Annotated in this window: 19 protein-coding genes; 9 read left to right on the top strand and 10 right to left on the bottom strand. The window is 62.1% G+C overall.

Features of this window, described 5'->3' with window-relative positions:
• The first annotated feature begins 115 nt into the window (after positions 1-115).
• A complete protein-coding gene (locus ACNAOT_RS01410) occupies positions 116-922 on the top strand; it encodes an SDR family oxidoreductase (RefSeq protein WP_420179737.1) in 807 nt (268 codons plus the stop codon).
• Positions 923-1030: 108 nt separating this feature from the next.
• Positions 1031-1240 carry a dodecin gene (locus ACNAOT_RS01405; protein WP_011773002.1) on the top strand — a complete coding sequence of 70 codons (210 nt, stop codon included), beginning with the start codon at positions 1031-1033 and terminating at the stop codon, positions 1238-1240.
• A 62-nt stretch (positions 1241-1302) separates the two neighbouring features.
• On the opposite strand, the gene ACNAOT_RS01400 is transcribed toward ACNAOT_RS01405, so the two are convergent.
• Entirely contained in the window at positions 1303-2181 is an 879-nt protein-coding gene (locus ACNAOT_RS01400) for a helix-turn-helix transcriptional regulator (RefSeq protein ID WP_420179736.1), read from the bottom strand.
• A gap of 186 nt (positions 2182-2367) precedes the next feature.
• On the opposite strand from ACNAOT_RS01400, the gene ACNAOT_RS01395 reads away from it, so the two are divergent.
• The 5 genes from ACNAOT_RS01395 to ACNAOT_RS01375 all read left to right on the top strand — a co-directional run bounded on the left by ACNAOT_RS01395 (position 2368) and on the right by ACNAOT_RS01375 (position 7170).
• A complete protein-coding gene (locus ACNAOT_RS01395) occupies positions 2368-3189 on the top strand; it encodes an aldo/keto reductase (RefSeq protein WP_420179735.1) in 822 nt (273 codons plus the stop codon).
• Between the two features lie 34 nt (positions 3190-3223).
• A complete protein-coding gene (locus ACNAOT_RS01390; RefSeq protein WP_420179734.1) occupies positions 3224-4195 on the top strand; it encodes an aldo/keto reductase in 972 nt (323 codons plus the stop codon).
• Positions 4192-5229, top strand: coding sequence for an NAD-dependent epimerase/dehydratase family protein (locus ACNAOT_RS01385; protein WP_420179733.1), 1038 nt, complete (start codon positions 4192-4194; stop codon positions 5227-5229). Before ACNAOT_RS01390 ends, ACNAOT_RS01385 begins: the two co-directional genes overlap by 4 nt.
• A gap of 61 nt (positions 5230-5290) precedes the next feature.
• Complete coding sequence (locus tag ACNAOT_RS01380) at positions 5291-6121, top strand: aldo/keto reductase (RefSeq protein WP_420179732.1); 831 nt, start codon at positions 5291-5293, stop codon at positions 6119-6121.
• Between the two features lie 5 nt (positions 6122-6126).
• Positions 6127-7170 carry a lactonase family protein gene (locus ACNAOT_RS01375; protein WP_420179731.1) on the top strand — a complete coding sequence of 348 codons (1044 nt, stop codon included), beginning with the start codon at positions 6127-6129 and terminating at the stop codon, positions 7168-7170.
• Between the two features lie 74 nt (positions 7171-7244).
• Here the strand turns inward: ACNAOT_RS01375 and ACNAOT_RS01370 are convergent, their stop codons facing one another.
• Both ACNAOT_RS01370 and ACNAOT_RS01365 read right to left on the bottom strand, forming a co-directional pair.
• Positions 7245-7475 carry a hypothetical protein gene (locus ACNAOT_RS01370; RefSeq protein WP_054808809.1) on the bottom strand — a complete coding sequence of 77 codons (231 nt, stop codon included), beginning with the start codon at positions 7473-7475 and terminating at the stop codon, positions 7245-7247.
• Positions 7472-7669, bottom strand: coding sequence for a hypothetical protein (locus tag ACNAOT_RS01365; protein ID WP_420179730.1), 198 nt, complete (start codon positions 7667-7669; stop codon positions 7472-7474). Before ACNAOT_RS01365 ends, ACNAOT_RS01370 begins: the two co-directional genes overlap by 4 nt.
• 318 nt (positions 7670-7987) lie before the next feature.
• Between ACNAOT_RS01365 and ACNAOT_RS01360 the strand changes: the two genes are divergently transcribed.
• Entirely contained in the window at positions 7988-10777 is a 2790-nt protein-coding gene (locus ACNAOT_RS01360; RefSeq protein WP_420179729.1) for an alpha-amylase family glycosyl hydrolase, read from the top strand.
• A 67-nt stretch (positions 10778-10844) separates the two neighbouring features.
• Here the strand turns inward: ACNAOT_RS01360 and ACNAOT_RS01355 are convergent, their stop codons facing one another.
• Positions 10845-11849, bottom strand: coding sequence for a hypothetical protein (locus tag ACNAOT_RS01355; RefSeq protein WP_420179728.1), 1005 nt, complete (start codon positions 11847-11849; stop codon positions 10845-10847).
• A gap of 5 nt (positions 11850-11854) precedes the next feature.
• Complete coding sequence (locus tag ACNAOT_RS01350; RefSeq protein WP_420179727.1) at positions 11855-12364, bottom strand: RNA polymerase sigma factor; 510 nt, start codon at positions 12362-12364, stop codon at positions 11855-11857.
• Between the two features lie 147 nt (positions 12365-12511).
• Between ACNAOT_RS01350 and ACNAOT_RS01345 the strand changes: the two genes are divergently transcribed.
• Positions 12512-13489 carry a serine hydrolase domain-containing protein gene (locus tag ACNAOT_RS01345; RefSeq protein WP_420179726.1) on the top strand — a complete coding sequence of 326 codons (978 nt, stop codon included), beginning with the start codon at positions 12512-12514 and terminating at the stop codon, positions 13487-13489.
• Between the two features lie 57 nt (positions 13490-13546).
• Here the strand turns inward: ACNAOT_RS01345 and ACNAOT_RS01340 are convergent, their stop codons facing one another.
• The 5 genes from ACNAOT_RS01340 to ureE all read right to left on the bottom strand — a co-directional run bounded on the left by ACNAOT_RS01340 (position 13547) and on the right by ureE (position 17578).
• On the bottom strand, positions 13547-14599 hold the full coding sequence (locus ACNAOT_RS01340; protein ID WP_420179725.1) for a HoxN/HupN/NixA family nickel/cobalt transporter: 1053 nt from the start codon (positions 14597-14599) through the stop codon (positions 13547-13549).
• The gene (locus ACNAOT_RS01335; protein WP_420179724.1) at positions 14599-15498 is read right to left on the bottom strand and encodes an urease accessory protein UreD; all 900 of its coding nucleotides are present in this window, start codon (positions 15496-15498) and stop codon (positions 14599-14601) included. The genes ACNAOT_RS01340 and ACNAOT_RS01335 overlap by 1 nt, the downstream gene beginning before the upstream one ends.
• Positions 15499-15655: 157 nt before the next feature.
• Positions 15656-16270 carry an urease accessory protein UreG gene (gene ureG, locus ACNAOT_RS01330; protein WP_420179723.1) on the bottom strand — a complete coding sequence of 205 codons (615 nt, stop codon included), beginning with the start codon at positions 16268-16270 and terminating at the stop codon, positions 15656-15658.
• Between the two features lie 21 nt (positions 16271-16291).
• Entirely contained in the window at positions 16292-16963 is a 672-nt protein-coding gene (locus ACNAOT_RS01325; RefSeq protein WP_420179722.1) for an urease accessory protein UreF, read from the bottom strand.
• A gap of 141 nt (positions 16964-17104) precedes the next feature.
• Positions 17105-17578, bottom strand: coding sequence for an urease accessory protein UreE (ureE, locus tag ACNAOT_RS01320; protein WP_420179721.1), 474 nt, complete (start codon positions 17576-17578; stop codon positions 17105-17107).
• Positions 17579-17585: the final 7 nt, after the last annotated feature.

Genomic DNA, 17585 nt, shown 5'->3' with positions numbered 1-17585 from the left:
TCTACACTCCATCCCCATCCGCCGGGATGACCCTTTTGCGCCGGGAGTGTTTACGGCCGGAATCACTGGGTAGTGATTAAGGATCGGAGCGATCACACGACCGAAAGGCAAGACAATGAGCGACGCACCATTTTCCCCGCAGACCGCCATCGTCACGGGATCGGATTCCGGCATCGGAAAGGCCACTGCGGTGGCGTTGGCCAAGGCCGGCATGGACGTAGGAATCACCTGGCACTCGGACCAGCAGGGAGCTGAGGAAACCGCGGAGGAGGTCCGCGGCCTGGGCCGGAAAGCTGTGGTCCACCAACTGGACACCACGGATGTCCGGGGAACGGCCGTGGCCATCGACAAGCTCGCTGAGGAACTTGGCGGCGTGGACGTCTTCGTCAACAACTCCGGAACCGGCGACGGCACAAAGTTCCTTGAGCTGGACTACGACACGTGGATGTCCACCTTGGACACCAACCTCAACGGGGCTTTCGTCGCAATGCAAACAGCAGCCAAGCGTATGGTGAAGGCCGGCCGCGGTGGGCGGATCATCGCTGTCACCAGCGTCCACGAGTTCCAGCCAAGGGTTGGAGCCTCGGCGTATGACGCGTCCAAGCACGGCTTGGGTGGCCTCATCAAAACCATGGCCCTGGAACTCGCTGAGCACGGCATCACTGCCAACAATGTGGCGCCGGGCGAAATCGCTACCCCCATGACAGGCCAGGAGGACGAGGATCCCACTCAGAAGGAACGGCCCGGAGTTCCGCTGGGACGCCCCGGCGATGCCCGGGAAGTCGCCGCCGTCATCGCCTTCCTGGCGTCACCGGATTCCAGCTACGTCAACGGCGCTTCGTGGCCGGTGGACGGCGGAATGTTGCAGATGGGACCACAGGCAGGTTCACACATCACCAGCAACGACTGGCGCGAAAGCTAAGCCCCTGCAGACTCTGGCCGCACGGTGATCCGTGGGCTAGTCTGCATGGACGGCCTGCCTGGCGGGCCTGATTTTCCAGAGATTCGTAAGACGTTGATGAGGAGCACCATGGCTGGCCACACATATAGCGTTTCCGAAATTGTAGGAACTTCCACCGAAGGCGTTGACGACGCGATCAAGAATGGCATCGCAACAGCCTCCCAGACCCTGCGGAACCTGGACTGGTTTGAGGTCAAGGAAATCCGCGGCCACCTTGAGGACGGCGCCGTGGCCGACTGGCAGGTCACCATCAAGCTTGGTTTCCGCCTGGAGCGCTGATCACCCCTCTACCCACCCCGCGAGATGGCAGTTGACGCCCATGTTTTCCGAAAACATGGGCGTTAACTGTCGTCTCGGCGGGCGGGTTCGGGTTCGGGCACGGCGGCGGTCGCCTCACCGAAGCTCAGCAGCGTCAAAGCGTCCGACGACGGCGAACCGGCCTTCGCGGAATAGATCCTCAGCATCTGGTCGGGGTCGTCCGGGAGACTTAGCGTCTCAAAGTTCAGTTCCAGGTCACCCACAATCGGGTGGTGCAGGCGAACAGTTCCAGCGGATCGCGATGCCACCCTGTGCCCGGCCCACCATTGCCGGAAATGCTCGCTGTGTACGGCAAGCTCGCCCACGAGTTGGTTGGTCTGCGGATCGTTCGGGTGCCGGCCCACGTCCATCCGGAGGGCGCCCACGGCTTCAGCAGCCACGGTTTTCCAGTCCCTGAACAATGCCCCGGCGGACGGGTCCAGAATGATCCAGCGCGTCAGGTTGCGCTCCGCGGCCGGCAGCGCAGTGAAGTCGGTGAAAAGCAGGTGAGCCATCCGGTTTCCGGCGAGGACATCGGCGCGCCTGCCCAGCACCATGGCCGGAACATCGCCTACGGCGTCGAGCAGCTGCCGGAGCCCGGGCCTCACCTTCTGCACGGGGCCGGGGTTGACTGCAGAACCCGCACAGTGTTCCAGCAGGTCCATCATGTGCGCCTGCTCCCCCGCGTCAAGGCGCAATGCGCGGGCAACAGAGTCGAGGACCGCCTTGGATGGGTGTATGTTGCGTCCCTGTTCCAGACGGGTGTAGTAGTCGGTGCTCACTCCGGAGAGTCGGGCAACTTCTTCGCGACGGAGTCCGGGCACCCTGCGGGCACCGCTGGGCTCTTGCGCTCCAGCGTCCTCGGGTGAGAGGCGGGCACGCATGACCTTGAGGAATTTACCGAACTCGGCGCTTTGACCCATCCGTCCATTCTGCCGTTCGGGGCGTGTGAAAGACCACCATTTTGGGTAGGACTACCAGACCTAGGAAAAACAGGATCAGGTTGGATTGCTGACTCTGCCACCAAAAGTGCATAGGCTCAGTACAGAGCCTCCGAAAACGCTTTCTGGAGTGTCACCACCATAACCATTCCGTCGAAGGAGACCGTCATGCCAGAGCTGACATTGAACAACGGCGTCACCATCCCCCAGCTCGGATTCGGGGTCTTCCAAGTACCTGCTGAGGAAACGCAGAAGGTAGTGGAAGACGCCCTGGAAGCCGGCTACCGCCATATCGACACCGCGGCTGCCTACCGCAACGAGGCAGGAGTCGGCGCTGCCGTCGCGGCCTCGGGCATTCCCCGTGAAGAACTATTCATCACCACCAAGCTCCGCAACGGGGAGCAAGGCGAGGCCTATGACGCCTTCCAGCGCAGCCGCGACGCCTTAGGCCTTGAAGTTATCGACCTCTACCTGATCCACTGGCCTGTCCCGTCGCAGGGCCTCTACACGCAGGCATGGAAGGAAATGGAGAAGCTGTACCAGGACAAGCAGGTCCGGGCCATCGGCATCTCCAACTTCCTCTCGGACCACTTGGACACGTTGCTAAAAGAAGCAGATGTGGTTCCCGCCGTAAACCAGATTGAAGTCCATCCCACGTACCAGCAGGGCGAACTGGCCAACAAGTGCCGCGACCTCAGCATCGCAGTGGAGGCCTACAGCCCGCTGGGCCAGGGCAAGGACCTGAACTCCGAGCAGGTGGCCCTGGTGGCTGCTGCCCACGGCACTACCCCTGCACAGGTGATTCTGGCCTGGCATCTCGCCCAGGGGACGATTGTGATCCCCAAGTCCGCGGACTCGAAGAGGATGCGCGAGAACTTTGGCGCCGCCGATCTCACCCTCACCGAATCCGAACTGGCTGCCATCACGGCACTCGAGGCGGGCGCCCGGATAGGGTCCGATCCCGCCGTCGCTGCTTTCACCCAGCTCTAAGCTGCTTTCACCCAGCTCTAAGAAAAGGACAAACATGCAGTACACGCATCTGGGCCGTTCGGGCCTGAAAGTTTCACGTCTTTGCCTGGGCACCATGAACTTCGGTCCGCAGACGGATGAAGCGACAGCCCACTCGATCATGGACTCCGCACTGGATTCCGGCATCAACTACTTCGACACCGCCAACGTGTACGGAGGAACCGGGCACCGCGGCTGGACCGAGGAAATCATCGGCCGATGGTTCGCGAAGGGCGGCGAGCGCCGCGAGCGGACTGTCCTGGCCACCAAGTTGTATGGCACCATGACGGACCGCCCCAACGAGTCCAAGCTGTCGGCGCTCAATATCCGCCGCGCACTCGATGCGAGCCTGAAGCGGCTGCAGACGGATTACATCGACATTTACCAGTTCCACCACATCGATCGGGATACGCCGTGGGACGAGATCTGGCAGGCTATCGAGGTAGCTGTCCAGCAGGGCAAGATCCTGTACTCGGGCAGCAGCAACTTTGCGGGTTGGCACATCGCCCAAGCCCAGGAAGCCGCCCGGAGGAGGAACTACACGGGCCTGGTCAGCGAGCAGTCCATCTACAACCTGTTCAGGCGCGAAGTTGAGCTTGAAGTCATTCCGGCCGCACAGCAATACGGCTTGGGCCTGATCCCCTGGTCCCCGCTGCAGGGTGGGCTCCTTGGTGGTGTGCTGAAGAAGGAAGAGCAGGGTGTTCGCCGTGCCGAGGGCCGGGCGCTTGAGACCCTCAAGAAGCATGAGGAACAGATCCGCCAGTACGAGGATTTTGCGGATGAGTTGGGCCACGCCCCCGGAGATGTAGCGCTTGCGTGGCTGCTTCACCAGCCTGCGGTGACAGCCCCGATCGTGGGGCCCCGAACCCAGGAACAGCTCGATGCCGCTATCCGCGCCCTGGACGCCACCCTGAACGAGGACGCCCTCAAGCGCCTCGACGACATCTTCCCGGGTCACCGCACTGCCCCCGAGGACTACGCCTGGTGAGCAGTTCTCTCCCCGACGCCCTCGGACCGGCGGCGGACACCGTCTCGCCTCGGAACTTCCTGTTCATCGGCGGGACCGGGGTTATCAGTGCGGCGGCGGCTGAACGCGCCGTCGCATTGGGCCACCGGCTGACCATCCTCAACAGGGGAAGGTCGGCCGGCAGGCCGGTGCCGGAAGGCGCGGAAGTACTCCATGCGGACGTCCGGGACGCCGCCGCCGTGCGCGAGGTACTTCAAGGAAGAGAGTTCGACGCCGTCGCGGACTTCATCTCGTACACACCGGATCAGGCGCGGGCCGGGTTCGAATTGTTCCGCGGACGGACCGGACAGTACGTTTTCATCAGTTCCGCTTCGGCTTACCAGAAGCCACCCACTACGCTGCCGATTCGGGAATCAACTCCGCTGAAGAACCCGTTCTGGCAGTACTCGCGGGACAAGATCGCTTGCGAGGAACTGCTGTTCGAGGCCTACCGTGAGCAGGATTTTCCGCTGACCGTAGTCCGACCGTCCCACACTTACGACCGGACCAAGATCGCCATGGTGGGCGGCTGGACCGACATCCACCGGATGCGGGCCGGAATGCCGATCATGGTGCACGGCGATGGAACGTCTCTCTGGACGCTGACCCACAGCCGGGACTTCGCCAAGGCGTTCGTCGGTCTTCTGGGCCGACCGCAAGCCGTGGGCGAGAGCTACACGATTACCTCGGACGAGTTCCTGCCGTGGAACCAGATCTACCGCTTGTTTGCGCGTGCGGCCGGGGTGGAGGAACCGGAACTGTTCCACGTTTCTTCGGACACCATCGCAGCCCACAGCTCCGAGCTCGGCCCCAATCTGTTGGGCGACCGCTCGCACTCCGTGGTGTTCGACAACTCTAAAATCAAGGCACTCGTCCCTGATTACAGGGCCACGATTCCGTTCGCGGACGGCGCCAGGGAGATCGTCGCGTGGCACGACGCCCACGCTGAGCTGCAGAAAGTGAGCGAGGATTTTATGGAGTTGAGTGATCGGCTCCATGAATGGTCGCGGCGGTAGCTGTTGCCAAGCAGCAAGCGGCAAGCGTAGAACAGCAACAGACCCAAAGGAGATCACGCGCATGACAATTGCCCCGCTCATTGAACTCAACGACGGCCACAAGATCCCGCAACTGGGGCTCGGCACGTGGCCGTTGAATGATGTCCAGGTTGCCGATGCCGTGGTGGAGGCGGTATCTCACGGCTACCGGCACGTGGACACGGCGAAGAAGTATGGCAACGAGAAGGGCGTGGGCAACGGCATCCGGGCCTGCGGGGTGAATCGCGAAGAACTCTTCATCACCACCAAATTGGACGGGGAATTCCAAGGTTCCGGCAAAGCCGTGGCAGGGCTGGACGGCTCGTTGGAGCGCTTGGGGCTGGAGTATGTCGATCTCCTTTTGATCCACTGGCCGCTCCCCCGCCGCGGTGAGTTCGTGTCCACGTGGAAGACCTTCGAGGAACTGCAGGCCTCCGGCAAAGCACGGTCCATTGGTGTTTCCAACTTCAAGCCCTCCCATCTGGACCAACTGTTCAGGGAGACCGATGTTGTTCCTGCGGTCAACCAGATCCAGGTCAGCCCCTCCATCCCGCGGCCCGCCGCCCGGGCTTTCAACGAAGCGAATGGCATCATCACCGAGTCGTACAGCCCGCTGGGTGCCGGCACCGACCTCTTGAACGCGCCAGTGTTGGCCGGCATCGGCAATAAGTACGGCAAGACGCCGGGCCAGGTGGTCCTCCGATGGCACATCCAGCAGGGCTTGGTGGCCATACCCAAAACCGCGAATCCGCAGCGCATGAAAGAGAACCTGGACATTTTCGACTTCGAACTGGACCACGACGACCTCACCAAACTGCAAACCCTCGACGCCGGACCGGACGCCGGTGTGGACTCAGACGTACAGGGGCACTGATCACCATGGTTATCCAAAAGACACTGATCTGGGTTGGTTCGTACACAGCCGACAGGAACGGGAACGGCGAGGGCATCGTCGCGCTTTCGGCCGATGATGACGGTCAGCTGACGTCGCTTGGTTTGGCGACTGCCGCCAATTCACCATCGTTCCTTGCACTGCACCCTTCACTCCCGGTGGTCTACGCCGTAGCCGAGGAAGGCAAGACTGTGCGGGCGTATCGCCGGACGGGGGACGCTGAACTGGGGGCTTTCGGCGATCCCTGGCCGGCAGGCGAAGCAACCTGCCACGTAGCCGCCGATCCGCACGGACGCTTTATTGTGGCCACCTGTTGGGGTGACGGCCAGGTCATCCTGTACGAACTGGACGACGACGGCGCCATCACCTCGCGCACGAGTGCGGCAGCCGCCGTCGATCCCCACACTTCAACGTCTCCGGACGAGCCGCGCCCGAGTCGGGCGCATTCAAGCCTGATGCTCCCGGACGGCCGTGTCATGACCACAGACTTGGGGCATGATCTGGTCAGGGTGTGGCAGTACTCGCCGGGCGAGGGCCTGCAGTTGGATCACCAGGTAATCCTGCCGGCGGGCTCCGGGCCCCGGCATATGGCCCGCCATCACAGCGGAACAGTCTTTGTGGACACCGAATATTCCGTGGAAGTAGCCGCCCTACGGATGGAACCGGACGGCACATACGAGCTGACCACCATGGTTCCGGCGAGTGCAGCAGGGGCAAAAGAGGGCGACGCCGGCGCGGAGATTGCGCTCTCGCCCGATGGCCGCTTCGCATACGTGGGCGTGCGGGGATCCAACCGCATTTGTGTTTTGAAGGTGTCCCACGGCGGGGCTGAGCTGGAGCCCCTCGCGGAGGTGCCGTGCGGCGGCGAGTGGCCGCGCCACCACCTGGTCCGCGAAGGCTGGCTGTACGTAGCCAACGAAGGCTCGGACGACGTCGTGAGCTTCAAACTGAACCGTGAAACCGGGCTGCCGGACGGCGTTGTGAGTCGGGTGGAGACGGGCTCTCCGAGCGTGCTGATTCCCGCCGTTTAACTACCGCCGAGATGGCATTTAATACGTATGATCCGCTCAGACATTGGTATTAAATGCCACCTCGGCGAGTCTATTTAGACGGTCCAGACCTCGACGTCGTCCGTTCCGCAGATGAGCCTGCGACCGGTCGGTTCAAGGATGACCCAGAGCAATTCCTGGTGCTTGGAAACATCGTCCACGCGGCCGGTCCCGGCACCCCACGCCACGTCGTAGATCCACACGGGATCGCCGGAGCTGAGTTCAGTCCACTCTGCCGCCGGTACGTGGCGGTAATCGGCGGGCCTGTTCAGGATGGTGCTGGTCATGACGACACTTCAGCGGCAGTGCGGCGGCGCCACACAGTGGGTACGCCATTGTGCGCCGGCAGGATGTGGCCTTCCGCGAAAACCTGAACGGCATCGGGATCGGATTCCGGGCTCCACAGGCCTGACGCCGGGCAGTGGGATCCGGTAGGCATGACGCGGGTGGCTCGTTCGCGCAGGAGGGCGATGCTCTTCATCGTTGAAACTCATCCTTGGAGGTAGATCGGGGGCGTTTTGTGAAGCAGATCTCTTCAACCCTATGCAAGTCACGCGAGCTTGGTTATGGGCAAGTGCATAACATTTCCTGCCAGCACCATGCAGAGGCACAGTCAAAATTCCGCGCAATTTCAGCTAGAAACGGTGCAAGCGCTTCCAACAATCGGAATCCAAGCAGTCCGTCATATTCTGAAATGCCTGCTATCTATGGCATGAGAGCGCGGAAGCGCTTACAGTTGTGACGTGCCACACAGCATCCTTGTCCCACAGCACTGTCGCTTAGCGGAAGGTTCCATCACTTGTTATCTCGCAGCAATAGACACCACCTCTGCCCCCAGCGCCCACCACTCGGCCGAATCGCAGCAATTGTGCTGACGACGGCGGCACTCACCGCCTCGGCCGTCCTCCCCGCAGGTGCCGCACCAGCCAGCACACCCGATCCGGCCGCCCAGCACTCAATCCGCGGCGGTGTCAGCGACCAGAACTTCTACTTCGTCATGGCCGACCGCTTCAACAACGGCACCAAGACCAACGACGACGGCGGGCTGGGTACCGATCCGATGGTGTCCGGCTTTGACCCCACACGCAAAGGCTTCTTCAACGGCGGCGACTTGAAGGGCCTCCAGGACCAGCTGGACTACATTCAAGGGCTGGGCACCAATTCCCTGTGGCTCACACCGAGCTTCAAGAACAAGGCGGTCCAGGGTGACGGCACCCTGGCGAACAGTTCGGCCGGCTACCACGGGTACTGGGTCACGGACTTCACCCAGATCGACCCCCACTTGGGCACCAACGCCGAGTTGAAGACCCTCATCGATGCCGCACACGGCCGTGGCATGAAGGTGTACTTCGACATCATCACCAACCACACCGCGGACGTGATCCAGTATGAGGAGACCGCCTCGGCTCCCTACATTTCCAAGGAAGCGGAACCCTATCTGACCGCTGCCGGGGAGGTCTTCGATGACCGCGACTATGCCGGGACGCAGGACTTCCCCACGCTGGATCCGGCGGCGTCCTTCCCGTACACGCCAGTGGTCCCCGAGGCAGAGAAGGACGTCAAGGTTCCGTCCTGGCTGAACGACCCCACGCTCTATCACAACCGCGGCAACACGAACTTTGCCGGTGAGGACTCCCTCTACGGCGACTTCTTTGGGCTGGACGACCTGTTCACCGAGAACCCGAAGGTGGTGAACGGGATGATGGACGTCTATAAAACGTGGATCCGCGACTTCGGGATCGACGGCTTCCGCATCGACACCATGAAGCACGTCAACGACGAATTCTGGCAGCAGTTCGGACCCCAGGTTCTCAGCTATGCCAAGGAACAAGGCAAGGACGAGTTCTTCATGTTCGGCGAGGTCTTCGACACCTCCAAGAGCATCACGTCCAAGTTCACCACCAAGAACCAGATGCAGGCGGTGCTGGACTTCGGCTTCCAAGGAGCGGCCCGGAGCTTCGCGTCCCAGAGCAGCAAGGCAACCGGCCTGGCGGACTTCTTCAATGGGGATGACTGGTACACGGATGCCGACTCCAACGTCTACCAACTGCCTACTTTCCTGGGCAACCACGACATGGGCCGCATCGGCACCTTCATTGCCCAGGACAACGTGGGAGCAACCGAGGGCGAACTGGTGGAACGCGACGAGCTCGCCCATGAGTTGATGTACTTCTCGCGCGGCAACCCCGTGATCTACTACGGCGACGAGCAAGGCTTCACCGGTGCCGGCGGGGACCAGGATTCACGGCAGACGATGTTCGCGAGCAAGGTCCAGGAATACCTGGATGACGATCTCTTGGGCACCAGCTCCACCCACGCCACGGACAACTTCGACACCCAACACCCGCTGTATAAAAAGATCAGCGAACTCGCGGCCCTCACGGCTGAGCATCCAACGCTCCGTAGCGGTGCCCAGCAGAACCGCTATGCAGCGGATGGTGCAGGGATCTACGCCTTCTCCCGCATCGACGCCAAGGACCAGCGCGAGTACATCGTTGCCGTAAACAACAGCGAGACCGCCCAGACCGCGGCGATCCCCACGTATGAAGCCAAGCAGCCGTTCAAGCTGATCTACGGTGACGCCGCGAAGAACGCCAAGACCGACTCTCAGGCAAACCTGGCCGTCACCGTCCCGCCGCTTTCGGCTGTGGTTTACGAAGCAGCGGGGCGACTTGCCAAATCCAAGGCAGCACCCGGCGTCGTGCTCAAGAAACCGGTCACCGCGGCTGGTGACGCTACTCGCCTGAAGGTGACGGCCGACGTCGACGGTAACTCGTTCTACGAAGTCACCTTCCAGGCGCGTACTGCCGGTGGCGAGTGGGCTCCGATCGGCACCGACGACAATGCGCCTTACCAGGTGTTCCACGACGTATCGTCCGTGGAGGCGGGGTCCTCAGTGGAGTATCGCGCAGTGGTTTTGGACAACCGCGGGCAGACGTCGACGAGCGAGCCGAAGAGCGGCGTCGTGGGAGAACCAACCCAACCCGAAACTGTCACCGTCGCTGGCAGCCTCAACACCGAACTGGGTTGCACCGAGGACTGGCAGCCGGGCTGCGAGCAAGCGCTCATGAGCTACGAGCCGACGCATCGGTTGTGGCAACTGAACGTCCCCAACCTGCCGGCGGGCAGCTACGAGTTCAAGGCTGCGCTTAACGGAACCTGGGACGAAAACTACGGTGCGGGTGGCGAGTTGGACGGACCCAACGTGGTGTTCCAGCACCCTGGCGGCGCTGTCACGTTCCTGTACGACCACGCCACCAACGTGATCAGCGCAGCGCTTCCGGGCCAGCAGCCAGCGGCGGTCTCCGTGCCGGGAAGCCTGAACTCCGAGCTCGGCTGCGCGGGTGATTGGATGCCGGACTGCGCCCAGGCCCAGCTGGCATTGGATGCCGCTGATGGACTCTGGAAGCTCACTGTGCCCGATCTCGCCGCAGGAAGTTACGAGTTCAAGGCCGCCATCAACGGCTCATGGGCCGAGAACTACGGCCTGTCCGGAGCCCCGAACGGCAGCAACATCGCGTTGAAGCACGACGGCGGCCCGGTCACCTTCCGGTACGACCCCGCCAGCCATCTGGTCACCGTCCGCTAACCCAAGTAGGTAGCAGTTGAGGCCGTTTTGAGCTGTCAGAACGGCCTCAACTGCTACTCAGATGGGCTTATTTGTAGCTCACGCTCAAGAGCATGGACTTGAGCCGGCCATACTGGGCGCTGCCCATCCACGCCTTGGCAGCTTCCGGCGTAGCGAAGGCTGGCTGCTTGTTGATGTCGAAGATGACACGTGCGGACATGTACCCGTTGGGCATCAAGATCTGGTTGGATCCGGACCCCGTCTCACCGGGCTGGAGTTCCGAAGCAATCCGCAGGTCCATGAAGTAGCTCGGCGGATCCAGCACCGGAGCACTATCCGCGGGTGCTCCGTAAGGAACATACCTGGCCTGATTGGCCGCGAAGCCGAACTCCACGGGATTGCCGGACGTGTCCGTAAGACCTGGCACCACTGCGCGGTCATACACCGTCCTGGTAACAGGGCCACCGGTTCCGTCGCCGTAGAAGCCGCTGTTCATAAAGGCAACCTCGGCACCGGTGGCGTCCAAGATGGTGGCACCCGCGGAAGGTCCTTGCTCCGGGCGAACGGTCCAGCCCACCGGGTACGTGAAGGAGATGTGTCCGTCGGGGAAGGTGTAGGTCTGGGAAGTAGCAGCGGGAACGGGCGGCTGCGTCGGAGCAGTTGTTGGCGCGACCGCCGGAACCGTAGGAGCAACAGGCGGGGTGATGATCGGCCCGGCGACTGTGGGCGTTGCGGTCGGAGTCACTGAGGGCGTGGGAGTGGGCGTTGGGGTTACCGAAACGCTTGGCGTGGGTGTCGCTTCTGTGGACGTAACCGTGACGGCAGGCGCCGGCGCGGTGTTAATCGAGCCAAAGTTGGCGGCCACAAGCACTCCCGCTGTAACGGCAGCAGCGCCGAGTAACAGTCCCCCGGCAATCTGGGCTTTGCGTCGCCTGCGCTGTTCCAGGGACGTCACTGCGGCGATCGGGCGGCTGTCGCTGAACACCGTGGTGCCCGACAGAATTTTGTGGAGCGCTTCTTCGCCGTTGGGTTCCGCCACTGGATCGATAGTGAGCGGGTCAATCGCTGATATCTGGTTCTTGATCGGATCCATTGTCTTCAGACCCCCATCTTCTGTGTAGTCGATTCGGCCCCTGCAGGCAGTTGTTTTCTGAAGGCTGTCCGCGCCCGGTGAAGGCGGACTTTAGCCGCCGATTCGCTGCACTGCAGCACTTTCGCTATATCGGCGCTCCCCAAACCGTCCCAGTACGCCATCTGCAAAATGTCGCGGTCCTTCTCGCGCAGGCGTTCCATCGCATCCTGGACAGCAACGTTCTCGGAGTCGTCACCAAACCGTTGGACCGCCGTCGTCCGCAGCTTTTCCTGTAGCGCCAGGCGCCTGTCACGGCTCCTGTACGCATTTCCCACCAGGTTCCGTGCAACCGTCAAGAGGTACGGGAGGTCCGGTCGGGAATCGTCGGTCCATTTTTGCCATACGACCCGGAACACGTCGGCCGCGATCTCTTCAGCTACCTCCGCGGATTCAACGCGTCGGCAGACGAACTTGAAAACGGATGGGTAGCTGTCTTTGTGAATGGCGATGAACGCCAATTCGCGCTCTGAAAGCACGATTGTTCCCCCTGATAATTAGAGCCCTGAACTGCAGGATACTTGTATAGTTTCCGGCCGGGCGGCCAGGGTTACACGGGGTGGCAAGTTTTGCCGCGCCGCACGATATGTTCGATGCACACACCCCGAACGAAGGCGTAAACAACCATGGTGGAAACAGGACCCGCTGCAGACTGGGCCCGCAAGCAGGTAACCCACAACCGTGTGCCGGTAGCGGTTCTGGGCGTCGCTTCGAGCCACGGCATTGAGGACATTGTGGCCTTCGGGTCCGACGGCGGCAGGCACGCCACAGCCGACGACCACTTCGCGCTTTTCTCGGTCACCAAGCCGATCAGTGCACTCACGGTCATGCGACAGGTTGAGTTGGGGAAACTTGCGCTTGCAGCTTCGCTCGGTGACGCGCTGCCGGGCTTTGGCGTCGGCCGCACGGACACCGTGAACCTTGAGCAGCTGCTCAGCCACCGTTCCGGAATTTCCGACCCAGCGCTCGACGACGGCACTCCCCTCCGCGAAGCGCTCACCACAGCGGGGCAAGCCTTTTACTCCGGCTCTCTGGTCCAGTACTGCAACATCGCTTTCGAGGGCGCAGCGGCAATGGCCGAATGGGCCGACGGACGCCCGTTCGAGGATCAGCTCCTGGCCTTGGCAACTGACACCGGGGCACACGGCCTTACGTTTAACACGGAGTCCAACCCGCACACCGTCCACGGCACCGACACTGCGGGCCTTGATGTCCAGGCAATGTACAAGAACAGGCATCCCGGAGCCGGCTTGTTCGGTACGGCCACGGATCTCCTCAATCTTGGTACTGAGCTCCTTCGGAATTCCGGAAAAGCTGTTCGGCCAGCAACGCTGGCTGCCATGCGGAGGCCTCGAACCAGGGAGGTTTCCCACATCACCACCCGGCCACAGCCGCTCCGCCACACCGGGCTCGGGTTCCAGATGCCCGCCAACGAGTCGGATCTGTTCGCGCAGGGGATTTATGGGCACCCGGGCTGGTCCGGAACGGAGTGGTGGATGTTCCCGGAGCAGGATCGCTGCGTTGTGTTCCTGACCAACGTGCTGGACACCCCGGACCGCGGTGTGGACACGAACGAGCTCTTCAACGCGGTGGCAGCTTCCTAACCCAAGTGAGTCGCAGTACAGCGCGTTTTGAGGGCTCTAAACGCGCTGTACTGCGACTCAGTTGGGCGTCGCTGGCCGTGTTACGCGCCCACGCACCGCGGACACCGCCCAAACGATCACGAATAGCCCCACCAGGATCAAGCCGGCGTCGCCAAGGTCAATGCTGCCAAGCCACGTGGTGAGGGGGTCCTCCAACTCAAAGGCAGCGTTGACGAATCCCCCCAGGGTGATCACTGCAATGAACAGAGCCGAGACTGCTGAGATGCCGGTAATCACGGCGTTGAATCCGAGCTTCCGTCTCGGGTTGTGGATGGCCGATCTATACATCTTCATCATGGCCACGCCGTTGACGGAATCGCACAGGGTCATGGCGGCGGTGAACGCGAGCGGAAGCGCCATCAAGGCAAGCGGCGAGACCCCGGCGAGTGACGCCGTCGTGGTGATGACCAGCAGCCCGATGGTGGTGGCGGTGTCGAACCCGAGCCCGAACAGGAAACCGATCACGTAGATGTTCCGTGGTCGCTCCACCTTGGACAGCGGTTTGGCGAGCAACCGGGCTACGAAGCCTTTCGCTTCAAGGTCTTCGGGACGGGCCTCGCTTCCGCGCCGCACCTGACGGTAGACGCTCGTGGCGCGAACGAACGCCGAGCCGTTGAACAAGCCCATAGCCAGCAGGAACAGCCCGGAAACACCGCTGCCGATCAGGCCCAACACCTTGTTTCCAGTGGTCCCGTCCTCCATGAACTGCCCGATCAGCGTCGCACCCGCAACCACCAGCAGCCCGGCCAGGATCACCACGGAGCTGTGGCCCAAGCTGAACGCGAACCCCACACTCACAGGATCCTTGTGTTGTGCCACGAATTTTCGCGTGGAATTGTCGATTGCAGCGATGTGGTCCCAGTCGTAACTGTGCTTGATTCCGGCCACGTAGGCGGTGATCAGCAGCCCCAGCGCCAACGGCTGCGCGCCACCCGCTGAACCAACAAGTAACAGCACGACGGCGGCAAGGTGCAAAGCGGCGACGGCACCGAACGTGAACAACAGCCGGGTACGCAAGGACAACGTCTCCCGCTCCCGGTACATGGTGGCGAACTCGGTCAGCGCAGTCATCAATACTTCCTCAGGTTCAAGGGCGCCTGCCCGTACCAACGTTCCCTCAGGACGCCGGCGCAAGCACCCAGCAAATTGTTGAGTTCCTCAGTGCTGTTGGACAACGATCGCAGCACAATCCCGGCAGTCCCGGCAATAGTCGCGGTCAGAGACACTCCGGTATGAGCGTCAAATCCACGGACTATTTGGTCCAGCTCATCAGCAAGCCTCTGGTCCACCCTCGGATCCACCACCACCAACGACCCCAAATGGCTGAAGCCCTCCATGAACCCCATCGCGGTCACATCGTTGCAGGGTGGCCGGATCAGCAGATTGTCCAGCGCCAACAACTTGGACCCGTCACCGGTCTCCACCCGGATCTCGTTGCGCAGCCGCACCTCTTCGTACCTGAACGCCCCGCCGTCCGGGGACCATCCCGGCGTGACGACCTCGGCCATGACAAGGCTCGACGTCGGATGGAGACTGATGTTCGAATTCTGCCGATAGCTCGCTTCCCGATACGCAATCAACTGGTCGGGCATCAGCTCCAACCGCGAGCCCTCCCCCAGCCGCACAGTCATCCGCTGCTCAGCAAACGACCCCGGAGTCCGATACACCTTGGTAGCCGACTGAGTGGTGAGCAACAGATCCGCCCGAGCCTCGACCTCCACGTCAACAACAAACAGATCCAACCCAAGATAGGCCCCGCCCGGATTGACCATGACATAACAAACCTGCCCGGACTCATCCAAGTAATGCGGCCGCAACACCCTCAACGCGCCCTCATGAAACTGCCGCGAAGCAACGGACCGCCCGCCCCGCACACTAATGCCCAACTCCAACCGCCCCCGCACCCCCCGCTCCCCCTCGCCAAAAGCCAACCCAGCGTGGGGCTCTACTTTCCCCAAAGTGGCGGTCATCGTGTGATGCCCACTGTCTCAAGGTGACCGAGAGCCGAGGCTGCGGAGCCGGGGATAAGGGGCCGCGGCGTGGTGGGCACCGCGGAGCGGGCACGGCCCCTTATCCCCGGCGGAGCGGCCGGACTTCCGCTCACCGCTTCGGCACTGGAAGACGCCCTCATGACGCCAGATCCAGCATCAGGACATCGCGCCGGATCCAGTTGAGGACGGCGTCCAACCCTTCGTCGGTTTTGAGGTTCGTGAAGCAAAACGGCTTGTTGCCGCGGAACTCCTTGGAGTCCCTCTCCATGACCGCGAGGTCCGCTCCAACATAGGGTGCCAAGTCTGTTTTGTTGATGATGAACAGGTCGGATTTGATCATGCCTTGGCCGGCTTTGCGGGGGATTTTTTCGCCTTGGGCGACGTCGATGATGTAGATGGAGAAGTCGACGAGTTCGGGGCTGAAGGTGGCGGAGAGGTTGTCGCCGCCGGATTCGACGAAGATGACTTGGAGGTCGGGGTGCCTGGCTTTGAGTTCTTCGATGGCCGCGGTGTTCATTGAGGTGTCTTCGCGGATGGCGGTGTGGGGGCAGCCGCCGGTTTCGACGCCGATGATGCGGTCTTCGGGGAGGATGCCGTTGGCGGCGAGGATTTTGGCGTCTTCGATGGTGTAGATGTCGTTGGTGATGGCGGCCATGGAGATGTCGCCGCTCATGTGCCGGGTGATGCGTTCCACGAGCTGGGTTTTGCCTCCGACGGGTCCGCCAACGCCGATTTTGATGGGTTCAGTCATGTTTTCTGTCCTTTACACTGGCTAGCTCATGAACATGCGCGCGCGTTGCCGTTCGTGCCGCATTTGTGAAATTTCAAGGCCGGGGCTGACGGCCCCGAAGTCGTCCCAGCACAGCTGTGCTACATCATCGACGGCGGTAGCGACGACGTCGTGTGCTTGGCGAAGTACGCGCTGTCCGGCGTTCTGCCCAAGCGGTATGGCCCGCACCGCGTTTTGGGTCAGCGAAGTAACGGTGGCAAACAAATAGGCAGAGAGCGCCGCTTCAAAAGGAACCCCCAAGGACCGCGCAATCACCCCAAAAGCCAAGGGCTGATGCCCCGAAGCCAACCCCTCCCGAACAAGCCCCCGATACGCCTCCAACTCCGCCGAAGGAAACACCTCCCCGCCGATCTCCAACAACCGCCCACCCATCTTCAAAGAGGCCTCCCGGACCTCCCGAGCCAACAACTGCGCAGACAACACCCCATCGAGCAAGCCCACATCCACGCCCTCATACAAGAACCGCAGAGCCAACCCATCGGAATAAGTCAGCTGCTGCCCCACAAAAACACCCAACCATTTCCCAAAAGTGACCTCATCCCCCACCAGCCCCCGATGTATGTAGCTCTCAAACCCCAGAGAATGAGCAAACGCCCCCGTAGGCAACGCAGAGTCAGTCAGTTGCTGCAGCGCCAGCTGATATCCAGCACTCACAGCGCACCGCCGGAGGTGCGGCCCGTGCGCTGGAGCGGAGCTGGGAAGGGGGCCGCGGCGTGGCGGGCATCGCGGAGCGGGCACGGCCCCCTTCCCAGCGAAGCGCAAGCGCGCGCACCCAAGCTGACCGGCTGCTTAGCTTTAGTGCGAATGCTCGGCATGGCGGAACGGCACCGGCATGACCCGTTCTTGCCTGTCGTAGGGGACGCCGACGCTCTTCAAATAGTCTTCGACCGTGTGGTCATACTGACAAACCATGACCTCCGCGCCGTACTCGGATGAAGCGTCGAAGAACTGTGCCTGCAGGTGCCGGTTGCCGAGCGAGTGTGCCACGACCCCCATTTCGTGGATGCTGCGCGGCGCGATCACCAGGACGTCGGTGGGCAGCACGGACACGACGATGATGTTGTGGTCGTCGACGGCGAGGATGTCGCCGTCGCGGAGGTCGCCGGTTCCGGTGGGGAGGCGGATGCCGAGTTCTTTGCCGTGGTCGGTGGTGACGCGTTGGATGCGTTTGACCAGCAGGGCGCTGGGCAGGACCACTTTTTCTTTGTGTCGGCCTGCATAGTGGCCGGGCTGTTCGTGGAGGTTGCCCAGGATTTTTTCGATGATCATGGAAGCT

Origin of the sequence: Paenarthrobacter sp. TA1.8, from assembly GCF_048595705.1 — a bacterium.
Lineage (GTDB): Bacteria > Actinomycetota > Actinomycetes > Actinomycetales > Micrococcaceae > Arthrobacter > Arthrobacter nitroguajacolicus.
The sequence above is the reverse complement of the archived record's forward strand: the minus strand, read 5'-3'. Positions and strand labels throughout refer to the sequence as shown.